Below are 13,864 nucleotides of genomic sequence, written 5' to 3' on the forward strand. Positions count from 1 at the left end.
CCGTCTATGGTCCCGCCCAAAGGAGACCATCCCATGACCAGCATGACCGATCGCGCGGGCCTCAAGGTCGCGCAGCAACTCGCCACCTTCATCGAGGAGCGCGCGCTTCCCGGCACGGGCATCGATGCCGGTGCTTTCTGGCGTGGCGCCGCCGCGATCTTCGCGCAATTCGCGCCGGAAAATGCGGCGCTGCTGGCCAAGCGCGACGCGATCCAGGCGCAGATCGACGGCTGGCATCGGGAAAGGGCGGGCCAGCCTGTTGACGCTGCCGCCTATCAGGCATTCCTGCGCGACATCGGCTATCTCGTCCCCGAACCTGCGCCGTTTCAGATCGGCAGCGAAAATGTCGATGAGGAAATAGGGCGCCTCGCCGGACCGCAGCTGGTCGTTCCCATCCTCAACGCCCGTTTCCTGCTGAACGCCGCCAATGCGCGCTGGGGCAGCCTCTACGACGCGCTCTACGGCACCGACGCGATTCCCGGCGCGGCGGCCGGCAAGGGCTATGACGCGCAGCGCGGCGCGCAGGTCATCGCCTGGGCGAAGGCTTTCCTGGATGAAGCGATACCGCTCGCCAACGGCTCCTGGGCCAAGCTTGCCAGCGACGACATTCAGCTTGCCGATCCCGGCCAATATCTCGGACGGAGCGAGAAGGGCCGACTCTTCCGCCATAACGGCCTGCACATCGAAGTGGTCTTCGATCGCGCGCACCCCATCGGCAAGGACGATCCAGCGGGCATAGCCGACGTCATCCTCGAATCCGCGCTCACCACCATCTGCGATCTCGAGGATTCCGTCGCCGCCGTCGACGCGGAGGACAAGGTCGCCGCCTATTCCAACTGGCTCGGCCTGATGCAGGGCGATCTTACCGACACGTTCGAGAAGAACGGCGCCATGATGACCCGCGCCCTCAACCCCGACCGCGGCTATACCGCGCCCGACGGCGGCACCTTCACCCTGCCGGGCCGCAGCCTGCTGTTCGTCCGCAATGTCGGCCATCTGATGACCACGCCCGCCGTCCTGCTCGCCAACGGGCAGGAAGCGCCCGAAGGCATTCTCGACGGCATCGTCACCACGCTGATCGCCCTGCATGATCTGAAGCGTGAAGGCGGCAACAGCCGCACCGGCAGCGTCTATATCGTCAAGCCGAAGATGCACGGTCCCGAAGAAGTCGGCTTCACCAACCGCCTGTTCGACGCCATCGAAGACCTTCTGGGCCTCAGCCGCCACACCCTGAAGGTCGGCGTCATGGATGAGGAGCGCCGCACCTCCGCCAATCTGGCCGCCTGCATCGAGGCGGTGAGGAACCGCATCGTCTTCATCAACACCGGCTTCCTGGACCGCACCGGGGACGAGATGCACACATCGATGCGCGCCGGCCCGATGATCCGCAAGGGCGAGATGAAGACCAGCGACTGGATCACGGCTTACGAGGACCGCAACGTCCAGATCGGCCTCGCCTGCGGCCTGTCGGGCCGCGCCCAGATCGGCAAGGGCATGTGGGCCGCGCCGGATCGCATGGCCGACATGCTGGACCAGAAGGTCGGCCATCCCAGGAGCGGCGCCAACACGGCCTGGGTTCCGTCCCCCACGGCGGCGACGCTGCACGCGACTCATTATCACCGCATCGACGTCTTCGCCCGCCAGGCGGAACGCAAGGCCGAGGCCATCGCACCCCTCGACAAGCTGCTGGCCATTCCGGTCGCGCAGCCGGGCCGCAACTGGTCGGAAGAGGAAATCGCCCAGGAACTGGACAATAATGCGCAAGGCATCCTTGGCTATGTCGTCCGCTGGATCGATCAGGGCGTCGGCTGCTCCAAGGTTCCCGACATCCATGACATCGGCCTGATGGAGGACCGCGCCACGCTGCGCATCTCCTCGCAGCATATGGCGAACTGGCTGCTTCACGGCGTCTGCACGACGGAACAGGTCGACGCCGCCTTCACCCGCATGGCCGCCAAGGTCGACGCCCAGAATGCGGGCGACCCGCTCTACCGGCCGATGAGCGGCAACCCGGACAGCCTTGCCTGGCAGGCGGCCCGCGCCCTGGTCTTCGAGGGCGTGGCGCAGCCCAACGGCTACACCGAACCGCTGCTCCACAAATATCGGGCATTGGCCAAGGCGACGGCTTGAGGCTGTGGGATTGAGGCGGATGGCTCATCGCGCCGCCCGTCCTGCCAGCAGCACATAGCCCTTTTCAGAATTTCCTGCCCAGCTATGTTGGGCAGGAGCCGGCGGCGTTCTATCAAGTCATTTTCATCCAACCCTGCCTGGTGGGACGCCGATCTGCTCATGGACTTGCCCGCGATCATTGCCGACATCGTCGCTCATGCTGCGAGCCGGGAAGATCGCGGCACGGTCGCCAGCTATATTCCGGAACTGGCCAAGGTCGATCCCGGCCAGTTCGGCATCGCTGTCGCAACCGCCGATGGCCGGTTGATCGAGGGAGGCGACTGCGCCACCGGCTTTTCGATCCAGTCCATCTCCAAGGTGTTCGCCCTGACGCTCGCGCTCGGCAAGATAGGCGATCAGCTTTGGCAGCGGGTAGGGCGGGAACCGTCCGGCAACGCCTTCAATTCCATCGTTCAGTTGGAGCAGGAACAGGGCATACCGCGAAATCCCTTCATCAACGCGGGCGCCGTCGTCGTCGCGGACGTCAATCTGGGCGGTCATCAACCCCGCGTCGCGATTGGAGAAATGCTGCGCTTCGTCCGCTATCTGGCGGGCGACGACGGCATCGCCATCAATGAAACCGTCGCGGCGTCGGAAACGGCGACCGGCTTTCGCAATATGGCGCTGGCCAATTACATGCGCGCCTTCGGCAATATCCGTCATTCGGTCGATCTGGTGCTTGGCACCTATTTTCACCAATGCGCGATCGAGATGAGTTGCCGTCAACTCGCACTTGCGGGCCGCTATCTGATGCTCGATGGCCGGCATCCCGAGGGCGGACGGGTCGTTTCATCCAGCCGGGCCAAGCGGATCAACGCCCTGATGTTGACCTGCGGCCATTATGACGCTTCGGGCGATTTCGCCTTCCGCGTCGGCATTCCGGGCAAGTCGGGGGTAGGCGGCGGCATATTGGCGATCGTGCCGGGTCGCGCGTCCATTGCCGTCTGGTCGCCTGGCCTGAACGAAAATGGCAATAGCCAGCTTGGCACGCTGGCGCTCGAAGAACTGGCCCATCGCACCGGCTGGTCGGTTTTCAGCCCACCGCAAGGTCCGTCCTAAGGCACCTCATCGGCCCGCAGCCGCCGCAGCTTGGGCGCGGTTTCGAGCTGCGCGGCATCCTTGATGCCCATGCGCAGATCCTCCCGCGTCTGGTGGATGGAGGCGATCACCGGTCCCATCGCCACGCCCAGGTCGACCAGCGCGGTCTCCGCCAGTTGGAGCGAACTTTCGAGCGTCTCCGGAACCGCATCGCTGGCCCCGGCGCGATAGAGCTGGGCCGCATGATCGGTGTCCCGTGCGCGCGCGATGATCGGCAGATCGGGCACCCATCCCCGCACACGCTTCGTCACACGAACCGACAGGACAGGATCGTCCATCGTCAGGATCAGGGCCCGTGCATGGCCGAGACGAAGCTTGTCGAGCATTTCGGTGCGGGACACGTCGCCGAACAATATGGGATACCCCCCGCGCCGAGCTTCCGCGACGACGTCCGGGTCGGATTCCACGACGATGAAACGCTGCTTGTGCAGGTTGAGCAGGTCGCAGATCATGCGCCCCACGCGCCCGAAGCCGATTACGACGGCGGCCGCCTCGGCATGGTCTTCGTTGATTTCCGGCGCCTCTTCGCCCAGCGCCATTTCCAGCCGCCGCGCAATGTCATGTCCCAGCCGTGCGAGCAGCGGCGTGATGGTAAGGCCGATAGCGGTCACGATCTGCCAGAAAGCCGCGGTGGAAGGAAGGATCAACTGGGCCGCAGCGGCGGCGGACAATACGATCAATGTGGTTTCCGAAGGGCTGGACATCAGCACGCCGACTTCCAGCGCCACGCCCTTCCTCGCGCCCGACAGGTAGAGCAGGGCCGCGGTGACGATCGTCTTGGCAAGGACCACGCCCACCATCGCCAAAATGAGCGTAGGCCAGTTGGCCAGGATGACGCGCACGTCAAGGCCCATGCCGACGGTGATGAGGAAGACCCCGAGCGCCAGTCCCTTGAACGGCGCGGTCATGACCTCGACCTCGCCATGATAATCGGTTTCCGCGATCAGCAGCCCGGCGAGGAGCGCGCCGACGATCGGAGACAGGCCGGCGATCGAGGTCGCCATGCTGGATATGATGACGACCAGCAGGCTGGCGGCCAGGAACACCTCCGGGCTCTTGGTGCGGGCGGCCTGGCTGAAGATATGCGGCAGGCAGAGGCGGCCAAGGACCAGCATGATGGCGATGGTGATCCCGCTTTTGATCAGCGTGTCGGCCAGTTCGCCCCACGGGCCGTCCGGACTGGCAGCGACCGAGGGCGCAAGCGCGCCCAGCATGAAGATGATGGGGACGAGGGCCAGATCCTCGAAAAGCAGCATGGAAAAGGCCGCGCGGCCGACGGCGCTTTGCGTGCCCACCATCGGCAGCACCACGGCCGTGGACGACAGCGCCAGCGCAAGGCCCAGGCCGAAAGCGCCTGCCGGTGGCTGGCCCAGCAAGTAAAGGCCAAGTGCAATCAGCGTACCGCCGCCGATCAATTCTGCCGCGCCGACGCCGAATACTTGTGTCCGCATGGTCCAGAGACGACGAAAACTGAGTTCGAGTCCGATGGAAAAAAGCAGCAGGATGACGCCCAGTTCGGCAAAAGGCTCTATCGCCGCCCTGTTGGAAATGGTGACATGATAGAGCCAGGGATATTGGCCCACCAAAGCGCCCAATCCCGACGGCCCCACCGCCAGCCCGACGAGGATGAAGCCGATGACAGGGCTGATCCGCAGCCGCGCGAAGCCGGGGATGACGAGCCCCGCGGCCCCCAGGATGACGAGGGAATCGCTGAAGCTCTGTGGGTTGATCGCGCCGGCCATGACCGATCATCGCCACAAATGCAGCGGATATCCAGCGATAAGCGCTGGAAACCGGAAAAGATGCCGTGAAAGGCTGTGGTGCGGACGGCGGGACTTGAACCCGCATTCCCAGGGGGAGGCGGATTTTAAGTCCGCTGCGTCTACCGATTTCGCCACGTCCGCTTGAGGCCGTTACCCCCTGAAGGCTAACGACGCACAGGTCAAGGATGTGGTTGGATCAGTGGGCAGCTTTGCCGTTCAGCCGTTCCCGCATTTCCTTTCCGGGTTTGAAATAGGGAACCCGCTTGGCGTCCACCGGCACCTGCTCACCGGTGCGCGGATTGCGGCCGGTACGCGCGTCGCGCGCCCGTGTCGTAAAGGCGCCGAAGCCCCGAAGTTCCACTCGCCCGCCGCTGGAGAGGCGGTCGACTATTTCCTTGAAGAAAAGATCGACGATCCTTTCCACTTCCTGGAGGTTGAGGTTTGGATTTTCCTCAGCCAATTTCTGAATCAGTTCCGAGCGTATCATTGGTCCTCCAGACTCCCCCTTCTGGTTCCCTGTTTATTTATAATGAATCCTCATGGCTGTGACAATCAGCCAATATCGGTATGTCATTCTCATTTTGGGAATAGAAAAAGCCCGCCGGAGTTAAGTTCCGGCGGGCCATATTACTTAAGTTAGATACCGAAGGAGGGCTTAGCCCTCGCTCTTGGCCTTGAGCGCTTCGCCCAGGATGTCGCCCAGCGAGGCGCCGCTGTCGGACGAACCATATTGCGCCACAGCCTGCTTCTCTTCAGCGATCTGAAGGGCCTTGACAGAGAAGGTCGGCTTCTTGGCGCGGTCGAAACCGGTGACCATGGCGTCGAACTTCTGGCCGATCTGGAAGCGTTCCGGACGCTGTTCGTCGCGGTCGCGGCCAAGGTCGCTGCGCTTGATGAAACCGGTGGCGCCATCTTCGCCGGCCTGGACTTCCAGGCCGCCGTCGCGGACTTCCAGAACCGTGACGGTGACCGTCTGGTTCTTGTTGAGGCCAGCGGCAGCGGCGGTGGTGCCGCCAGCGGCCGGGCCGCCACGCTCAAGCTGCTTCATGCCAAGGCTGATGCGCTCCTTCTCGACGTCGATGTCGAGAACGACGGCCTGGACGGTCTCGCCCTTGCGGTGCAGGGCCAGCGCGTCCTCGCCCGAAATGCCCCATGCGATGTCCGACATGTGGACCATGCCGTCCACGTCGCCGTCCAGGCCGATGAACAGGCCGAACTCGGTGGCATTCTTGACTTCGCCCTCGACGGTCGAACCGATCGGGTGACGTTCGGCGAAGCTGTCCCAGGGGTTGTTCTGGGCCTGCTTGAGGCCGAGCGAGATGCGGCGCTTTTCCGGATCGACTTCCAGGACGATGACGTCGACTTCCTGGCTGGTCGAAACGATCTTGCCGGGGTGGACGTTCTTTTTGGTCCAGGACATTTCCGAAACGTGGACCAGACCTTCGATGCCCGGCTCCAGCTCGACGAACGCACCATATTCGGTGATGTTCGTGACGCGGCCCGACAGCTTCGCACCGACCGGATATTTGGCGGCGGCGCCTTCCCACGGATCGCTTTCCAGCTGCTTCATGCCAAGGCTGATGCGCTGGGTGTCGCGGTTGATGCGGATGATCTGGACGCGAACGGTGTCGCCGATGTTGATCATCTCGTTCGGGTGGTTGATGCGCTTGTAGCTGAGGTCGGTGACGTGCAGCAGGCCGTCGATGCCGCCCAGGTCAACGAACGCACCATAGTCGGTGATGTTCTTGACGACGCCCTCGATGATCTGGCCTTCGGCCAGCGTCTGGATGAGGCCCGAGCGCTGTTCGGCGCGGGTTTCTTCCAGGATGGCGCGGCGCGACACGACGATGTTGCCGCGGCGGCGATCCATCTTCAGAATCTGGAAGGGCTGCGGGATGTCCATCAGCGGGGTGACGTCGCGAACCGGACGAATATCGACCTGGCTGCCGGGCAGGAACGCAACGGCGCCGTCCAGGTCGACGGTGAAGCCGCCCTTGACGCGGCCGAAGATGACGCCTTCGACGCGGGCGTTCTCGGTGAACTCGGCTTCCAGCTTGTCCCAGGCGGCTTCGCGGCGGGCGCGGTCGCGCGACAGCATGGCTTCGCCATGGGCGTTTTCGACGCGGTCGACATAGACTTCGACTTCGTCACCGACCTTCAGGTCAGCCTTCTGGCCCGGCGCGGCGAATTCGCGCAGCGGCACGCGGCCTTCCGACTTCAGGCCGACGTCGATCAGCGCCATGTCGTTTTCGATGCCGGTAACGGTGCCCTTGACGACGCGGCCTTCAAAGCCGCCATCCTCGCCACCGAGAGAATCATTGAGAAGCGCGGCGAAATCGTCGCGCGAGGGGAATGCCGTAGAGGCCATAGGTAAGTCCTTCACTCGTCATTGCTGGCCTACCGGTTGTGTCCGGTGGTCTTTCAGGCCAAAGCGCCCGCAGGGCCGGATACCCATGCGAACATCCGTTCGGCCATGTCGAGTCGACGCCCTGTGGACAAGCGAAAAGGGCGCCTGGGAATCCCCGGCACCCGGCATCGCGTCAGGCCTGTTGCCGACGTTCCAACTGGGCGTCCACCAGTGCAATGGCCTGCTGGACGGCGGCGTCTATAGTCAAATTGCTGGTGTCGAGCAAGTCCGCTCCATCGGCCATGCGCAACGGGGCATGATCGCGGCTCATGTCGCGGGTGTCGCGGGCCTGGATGTCCGCGATCAGGCTGTCCATGTCGGGATGGCCGCCATGGTCGAGCGCGTCCTGATAGCGGCGCTGGGCGCGGACATGGACGCTGGCGGTGACGAAGATCTTGGCGTCGGCATCGGGGGCGATGACGGTGGCGATGTCGCGCCCGTCCAGGATCGCGCCGCCGGGTTGGGTCGCGAAGTCGCGCTGGCGCCTGACGAGGGCCTGCCGGACGCTTTGGTGGATCGATACGCGGGAGGCGAGCGAGCCCACGGCCTCGCTGCGCAGCGCGGGATCTTTCAGCATGGCGTCGTCGAAGTCGCAGGCGGCGAGCGCATCGGCTTCATGGTCCGGGTCGCCGCTGGCCTTGAGCACGGCAAGGCCCACGGCGCGATAGAGCAGGCCGGTATCGAGCACGGGCAGGCCGTAATGCCGGCCCAGCGCCCTGGCGATGGTGCCCTTGCCCGATGCGGCGGGGCCGTCGACAGCGATGATCATGATGCTTTGCCTTTCCGCAGCGCCTTGGCGAGGCCGATCAAGGCGATGAAGGCCCATATGACTTCCAGCGCCATCGACGCGACGTTGAAATGAACCGTCAGCGAGTAGATCAGCAGCACCGCGCCGACCAGGTTCAGCAGGTTGAAGAGGGTGAAGCTCAGCACCTTCGCCATGTTGCTATAGGCATAGGCAATGACCATCAGGCCGCTGCCGATCAGTCCAAGGATATTGGCAAGGTCGAACGTCATGCGAGTGCGCCGAGCGAATGCAGCAAAGCGGTGAAACCCGGGAAGCTGGTCGCGACGGGGCGCATGTCGTCGATGGTGACGCCATTGCTGGACACGAGGCCTGCGACCGCGAAGCTCATGGCGATGCGGTGGTCCAGCTTCGTCGCGACGGGGCCGCCGCCGGGGAGGGGCGCGCCACCGCTGCCCTCTATGACGATGCCGTCCTCCAGTTCCTCGACCTGCACGCCGATGGCGCGCAAGCCTGCCGCCATGGTGGCGATGCGGTCCGATTCCTTGACGCGCAATTCTTCCAGGCCGCGGAAGATGCTGCGCCCTTGCGCCAAGGCGGCGGCGATGAAGGCGACGGGATATTCGTCGATCATCGACGGGGCGCGGGCCGGATCGGGCTCGACGCCCCTCAGCGTCGAGGCCGCGATGACGAGATCGCCCACCGGCTCGCCGCCGACCTCGCGCGGGTTTTCGATGACGATGTCGCCGCCCATCTCGCGCAGCAGATCGACCAGCCCGGCGCGCGTCGCGTTGAGGCCGACATTGGCGATGGTCACGTTCGATCCCGGAACCAGCAGGGCTGCAACCATCGGGAAAGCGGCGGAGGAGGGGTCGCCGGGAACGATGATCGATTGCGGGTGGAGTTCGGCTTCGCCCCTGAGCGTGATGATGCGGGTGCCGTCGGCTTCGACCTCCACGTCGAGGTCCGCGCCGAAGCCCTTGAGCATGCGTTCGCTGTGGTCGCGGGTGGGGATCGGTTCGACCACGCGGGTGATGCCGGGAGTGTTGAGGCCGGCGAGCAGGATGGCCGACTTGACCTGCGCCGATGCCACGGGAAGGCGATAGTCCAGCGGCACGGCCGGGCAGGCGCCGCGCATGGTAAGAGGCAGGCGGCCTCCGGGACTGGTGGTGAAGCTGGCGCCCATCCGCGACAGCGGATCGGTGACGCGGGCCATGGGGCGCTTGCTGAGGGAGGCGTCGCCCACGAAGGTGGCGGTGATGGCGTGGCTTGCGACCAGCCCCATCAGCAGGCGGGTGGAGGTGCCGCTATTGCCCATGTCGAGCGCGCTTTCCGGCTGGAGTAGGCCGCCGACGCCCACCCCATGGATGTGCCAGATGCCGTCCGCATCCCTGCGGATGTCCGCGCCCATCGCCCGCATGGCGGCGGCGGTGGCGAGGACGTCCTCACCCTCCAGCAGCCCTTCGACCCGACTCTCGCCCACGGCCAGCGCGGAGAGCATCAGCGAGCGGTGCGAAATGCTCTTGTCGCCCGGCACGGCGATCGAGCCGGAAAGGGCCGGGGCGGCGGTGAAAGTCATGGACATGGGCTGGTCGGAAGAAGCGGTCACGGGTCAATCCGTCTGCAAAACTTGAAAAAATGCGCCCGGCTTTTGACAGCGCGGTTTCGCTATGGCAAGGCGCCGTCTCTTCGCGGGCGACCCTGTCGTGCCGCGTAATTTCTGTTTTGAGCACTCGCAAGAGAAGGACAAGGCCGGACATGGTCAAGGCTGAATGGGGCACGAAGCGTACCTGCCCGAAATGCGCCACGCGCTTCTACGACCTGGGCAAGGATGACCCGGTCACCTGCATCAACTGCGGCACGGCCTGGGAACCGGAACCGGTGCTGAAGTCGAAGCAGCCGCTGCCCTATGAGGAAGCGCCCAAGAAGGTCATCGAAACCGCCGATGGCGAGATCGAGACGGCGGACGACGATCTGGACCTGGATCTGGACGTGGATGATGACGGCGATTCGCCGGACAATGACGTCGATCTGGGCGGTGACGACGATCTGGGCGTCGACGCCGGCGGGGACGATGGCGACGACGACAATTAATTGAATTTTGTGCTTGCCAAGGAGATCGCCGCCACCTAATGGCAGCGGCCTCCGAGGCGCCGCCCCAACGGCGCCGACACTGGAAACGGGGCCTTAGCTCAGCTGGGAGAGCGCCTGCATGGCATGCAGGAGGTCAGCGGTTCGATCCCGCTAGGCTCCACCAGTTTTTCGGAAAAAGAAAATGTCCGGGGGACATTTTCCCGAAAAACTCCCGAGCGCAAGCGAGGAGTGTGGCGAGGTTGCAAGTGACCTCGATTAACACTCCAAAGCCACGCAAGGAGTGTTCTATATTTGGCCGATGGCTTAATGCCGGACATGGCCTGATCCATTGGGATGCGGTATGATGCCGCGCAACGATGGGGCCTTAGCTCAGCTGGGAGAGCGCCTGCATGGCATGCAGGAGGTCAGCGGTTCGATCCCGCTAGGCTCCACCAACTTTCCCCTATCATCTGAAGTAGCTCGCCATGGGCCAGCTTCTCGATCCAATAAGGATTGTAGGCGGCTGTTTTGCGGCTGATTTCTGCCGTTTTCCGCCGAAGTTCACAGTGTATGCGCGCGTGCGCCCGCGCGCGCATGCGTGGGACCCCGATGTATCGGACGTTTCAAAGACAGAGCCTGGTAGGCTGGCCGGGGCGGGATAGGACAGGTGGAAATGGTCGCCTGTTGGGAAATAGGATGCTTTTTGCGGATGTTGTTGCCGTTGGGCTACTATGGCTGATCCTCAGTTGCTCGGTTAAGTCCGAAAGCTGACCGGTGAAAGGAGCGTCTGGAATCGACCAGTTGTGGACGACAGGAGGGGAAGGCAGGGACACCGAATGTGGACGTAACGGCACCACTGTCAATCCAACGGCTGACCCTTTTCGTTGCGCTCGCAAGGATTATAGTCGCAAACTATTCGTACCGAATAATTGACCAAGACAAAGAACGCCAAGCACAGGTAAATTATAGTGATGACACCCTTGGTAAGGCTTGGCAGTCGCGTGATAATAATTCCAATTACGCCTACTGCAATGGCAAAGGGTAAGCCGATTATGCCTTGGTGATTGATTATAAAGACGAACGCGATCAGCCAAGGAGCGATGACGCAAAGCAAGAATGTGCGGACTATCACAAGCATGGCTGCCCATTATTATCAGAGCCTTGCCATCAGGTCACTGCGTCTGAAACTGCGAGCATTGACCTGAAAGCAGACCGTCCAAAAGCCACCCATCTTTATCATTCCCATACAAAACGGTACCTGCCACCGCTATTTCATCCGGTATCTACGATATTGGACGGCGGTCTTGAGGAAAGGCTCGATTGACGGCTAGGCAGGCTGGACGAAGCTGTCCATCACCCGCTTCCGACCCGCCGTTTCGAAATCGATCTCCAGCTTGTTGCCTTCGATCTCCGCCACCGTGCCGTAGCCGAATTTCTGGTGGAAGACGCGCAGGCCGACGCTCATGTCATCCCGCCCCTTGTTGCCGAGCGAGACCGCTGATGCGCGCGCCTCCACGATCCTTGCGGGTTCGCGGGTGAACTGTCCGCTCTGTTGGGCGCGCTGCCACCCGGGGCCGCGACCGGTGCCGCGCTGGACATTGGCGAAGGGATCGGCCCGCTCCGACCAGTTGGCGCGCCAGAGCGAGGCGCCGCCGGACATGCTGCTTTCCTCCTCCACATGTTCGGGAGGCAATTCCCCGACGAAGCGCGAAGGGATGGAGCTGGTCCACTGGCCATAGATGCGGCGGTTGGCGGCGTGCAGGATGACGCAGGACTTCCTCGCCCGCGTGATCGCGACATAGGCGAGGCGGCGTTCCTCCTCCAGGCTGTTGAGGCCGCCTTCGTCGAGCGCGCGCTGGGAGGGGAAGATGCCTTCTTCCCACCCCGCGAGGAAGACCGTGTCGAACTCCAGCCCCTTGGCGGCGTGGATGGTCATGATCGTGACCTTGCGCTCGTCCTGTTGCGCCTCATTGTCCATGACGAGGCTTACATGCTCCAGGAATGCGCCCAGCGTCTCATATTCCTCCATGGCGCGGGTCAGTTCGTTGAGGTTCTCCAGCCTTCCCGCGCTTTCGGCGGTGCGTTCGGCCTGGAGCATGGCGGTGTAGCCGCTTTCGTCCAATATCTGTCGGGCCAGTTCGGCATGGGGAAGTTGCACCGCGCGGTCCCGCCAGCGGGCGAGATCGCCGATGAAGGCGCCGAGGCTGCGGCGGGCCTGCGGCGTCATCTCGTCCGTGTCGAGGATTCGCGCGGCGGCGAGGGCAAGCGGAACGCCCTCCGCCCGGGCAAGCCGATGCAGCTTTTCCACGGCCTTGTCGCCCAGGCCGCGCTTGGGGACGTTGACGATCCGTTCGAACGCCAGGTCATCGGCGGGCTGATTGACCAGGCGAAGATAGGCGAGAGCGTCCCGAATCTCGGCGCGTTCATAGAAGCGGAAGCCGCCCACGATGCGATAAGGCAGGCCGATCTGGATGAAGCGGTCTTCGAACTCGCGCGTCTGGTGCTGGGCCCGGACGAGGATGGCGACCCCCTCCAGCGATTGGCCGCTGCGTTCGATCGATTCGATCTCGTCGCCCACGCGCCGCGCTTCCTCCGGCCCGTCCCAGACGCCGATGATGCGGACCTTCTCGCCCACGTCGATGTCGGTCCAGAGCGTCTTGCCCAGGCGATTGCCATTTTCCGCGATCACTCCTGACGCAGCGCCCAATATATGGGGTGTCGAGCGATAATTCTGTTCCAGCCGGACGATCTTCGCGCCGGGAAAATCCTTTTCGAACCGCAGGATATTGGCGACTTCCGCCCCCCGCCATGAATAGATAGACTGGTCGTCGTCTCCCACGCAGCAGATGTTCTTGCGCTGCTGGGCGAGCAGGCGCAGCCACAGATACTGGCTGCTGTTGGTGTCCTGATATTCGTCCACCATGATATAGCGGAAGCGCTGCTGATAGCTTTCCAGCACGTCCCGATGGCGTTTCAGGATCGTCAGAACATGCAGCAGCAAGTCCCCGAAATCGCAGGCATTCACGTCCCGAAGACGCGCCTGATAAGCGGCGTAGAGCTTCTGCCCCTTTCCGTTGGCATAGCCCTCGCTCTCGCCGGCGCCGATTTCCTCCGGCGTCAGCCCCTTGTTCTTCCACTGGTCGATGAGGCCGGCGAGCTGGCGTGCGGGCCAGCGCTTCTCGTCGATTCCCTCCGCCTGGATGAGCTGCTTCATCAGGCGAAGCTGATCGTCCGTGTCGAGGATGGTGAAATTGGATTGCAGCCCCACCAGTTCGGCGTGGCGGCGCAGCATCTTCGCGGCGATGGCGTGGAAGGTGCCCAGCCAGGGCATGCCTTCGACGGCGGGGCCGATCATCCGGCCGACGCGCTCCCGCATTTCGCGCGCCGCCTTGTTGGTGAAGGTGACTGCGAGGATTTCCGAAGGATAGGCCCGACGGGTGGCGATCAGATGGGCGAGGCGAGCGGTGAGCGCCGCCGTCTTGCCCGTGCCGGCGCCTGCAAGCACCAGCACCGGCCCCTCGGTCGTGAGCACGGCCTCCCGCTGGGGTTCGTTCAGCCCCTGGAGATAGGCGGGATCGTCGGGGGAGGGGGCGGGCAGAGTCATGCGCT

The 13,864-nt window shown here is 63.7% G+C and carries 10 protein-coding genes and 3 tRNA genes; 5 read left to right on the forward strand and 8 right to left on the reverse strand.

Going from position 1 to position 13,864, the window contains the following annotated elements; all coding sequences use genetic code 11:
• Positions 1 to 33 precede the first annotated feature (33 nt).
• A complete protein-coding gene (locus H5V43_RS05320; protein WP_193666788.1) occupies positions 34 to 2,130 on the forward strand; it encodes a malate synthase G in 2,097 nt (698 codons plus the stop codon).
• Between the two features lie 159 nt (positions 2,131 to 2,289).
• Complete coding sequence (locus H5V43_RS05325; RefSeq protein WP_025549822.1) at positions 2,290 to 3,228, forward strand: glutaminase; 939 nt, start codon at positions 2,290 to 2,292, stop codon at positions 3,226 to 3,228.
• Here H5V43_RS05325 and H5V43_RS05330 read toward each other — a convergent pair.
• From H5V43_RS05330 to aroA, 7 genes are all read right to left on the reverse strand, one after another.
• Entirely contained in the window at positions 3,225 to 5,009 is a 1,785-nt protein-coding gene (locus H5V43_RS05330) for a cation:proton antiporter domain-containing protein (RefSeq protein WP_044662091.1), read from the reverse strand. The two genes, H5V43_RS05325 and H5V43_RS05330, sit on opposite strands and share 4 nt — an antisense overlap.
• Positions 5,010 to 5,085: 76 nt before the next feature.
• Positions 5,086 to 5,171 (reverse strand) — tRNA-Leu (locus H5V43_RS05335).
• Positions 5,172 to 5,226: 55 nt separating this feature from the next.
• Positions 5,227 to 5,517: an integration host factor subunit beta gene (locus H5V43_RS05340; RefSeq protein ID WP_025549821.1), complete on the reverse strand. Its 291-nt coding sequence runs from the start codon at positions 5,515 to 5,517 to the stop codon at positions 5,227 to 5,229.
• 168 nt (positions 5,518 to 5,685) lie between these two features.
• Positions 5,686 to 7,398 (reverse strand): 30S ribosomal protein S1, encoded by a 1,713-nt coding sequence (rpsA, locus tag H5V43_RS05345; protein WP_044662092.1) that lies wholly within the window; start codon positions 7,396 to 7,398, stop codon positions 5,686 to 5,688.
• A gap of 172 nt (positions 7,399 to 7,570) precedes the next feature.
• A complete protein-coding gene (cmk, locus tag H5V43_RS05350) occupies positions 7,571 to 8,206 on the reverse strand; it encodes a (d)CMP kinase (protein ID WP_025550487.1) in 636 nt (211 codons plus the stop codon).
• Positions 8,203 to 8,454 carry a CBU_0592 family membrane protein gene (locus H5V43_RS05355; RefSeq protein ID WP_007688823.1) on the reverse strand — a complete coding sequence of 84 codons (252 nt, stop codon included), beginning with the start codon at positions 8,452 to 8,454 and terminating at the stop codon, positions 8,203 to 8,205. The genes cmk and H5V43_RS05355 overlap by 4 nt, the downstream gene beginning before the upstream one ends.
• Positions 8,451 to 9,791, reverse strand: coding sequence for a 3-phosphoshikimate 1-carboxyvinyltransferase (gene aroA / locus H5V43_RS05360; RefSeq protein ID WP_025550490.1), 1,341 nt, complete (start codon positions 9,789 to 9,791; stop codon positions 8,451 to 8,453). The genes H5V43_RS05355 and aroA overlap by 4 nt, the downstream gene beginning before the upstream one ends.
• A gap of 149 nt (positions 9,792 to 9,940) precedes the next feature.
• Here aroA and H5V43_RS05365 point away from each other — a divergent pair, with 149 nt between their 5' ends.
• From H5V43_RS05365 to H5V43_RS05375, 3 genes are all read left to right on the forward strand, one after another.
• Complete coding sequence (locus tag H5V43_RS05365) at positions 9,941 to 10,276, forward strand: TIGR02300 family protein (RefSeq protein WP_007688826.1); 336 nt, start codon at positions 9,941 to 9,943, stop codon at positions 10,274 to 10,276.
• A gap of 87 nt (positions 10,277 to 10,363) precedes the next feature.
• A tRNA-Ala gene (locus H5V43_RS05370) sits at positions 10,364 to 10,439 on the forward strand.
• A 195-nt stretch (positions 10,440 to 10,634) separates the two neighbouring features.
• Positions 10,635 to 10,710 (forward strand) — tRNA-Ala (locus H5V43_RS05375).
• A gap of 872 nt (positions 10,711 to 11,582) precedes the next feature.
• On the opposite strand, the gene H5V43_RS05380 is transcribed toward H5V43_RS05375, so the two are convergent.
• Positions 11,583 to 13,859 (reverse strand): ATP-dependent helicase, encoded by a 2,277-nt coding sequence (locus H5V43_RS05380; RefSeq protein WP_025550494.1) that lies wholly within the window; start codon positions 13,857 to 13,859, stop codon positions 11,583 to 11,585.
• Positions 13,860 to 13,864: the final 5 nt, after the last annotated feature.

The organism is Sphingobium fuliginis, assembly GCF_015074805.1.
Taxonomy (GTDB): Bacteria; Pseudomonadota; Alphaproteobacteria; order Sphingomonadales; family Sphingomonadaceae; genus Sphingobium; species Sphingobium fuliginis.

Coding starts and splice junctions, on each gene's coding strand:
- H5V43_RS05320 (WP_193666788.1), top strand. CDS start 34: ATGACCAGCATGACCGATCGCGCGGGCCTCAAGGTCGCGCAGCAACTC.
- H5V43_RS05325 (WP_025549822.1), top strand. CDS start 2,290: ATGGACTTGCCCGCGATCATTGCCGACATCGTCGCTCATGCTGCGAGC.
- H5V43_RS05330 (WP_044662091.1), bottom strand. CDS start 5,009: ATGGCCGGCGCGATCAACCCACAGAGCTTCAGCGATTCCCTCGTCATC.
- H5V43_RS05340 (WP_025549821.1), bottom strand. CDS start 5,517: ATGATACGCTCGGAACTGATTCAGAAATTGGCTGAGGAAAATCCAAAC.
- rpsA (WP_044662092.1), bottom strand. CDS start 7,398: ATGGCCTCTACGGCATTCCCCTCGCGCGACGATTTCGCCGCGCTTCTC.
- cmk (WP_025550487.1), bottom strand. CDS start 8,206: ATGATCATCGCTGTCGACGGCCCCGCCGCATCGGGCAAGGGCACCATC.
- H5V43_RS05355 (WP_007688823.1), bottom strand. CDS start 8,454: ATGACGTTCGACCTTGCCAATATCCTTGGACTGATCGGCAGCGGCCTG.
- H5V43_RS05365 (WP_007688826.1), top strand. CDS start 9,941: ATGGTCAAGGCTGAATGGGGCACGAAGCGTACCTGCCCGAAATGCGCC.
- H5V43_RS05380 (WP_025550494.1), bottom strand. CDS start 13,859: ATGACTCTGCCCGCCCCCTCCCCCGACGATCCCGCCTATCTCCAGGGG.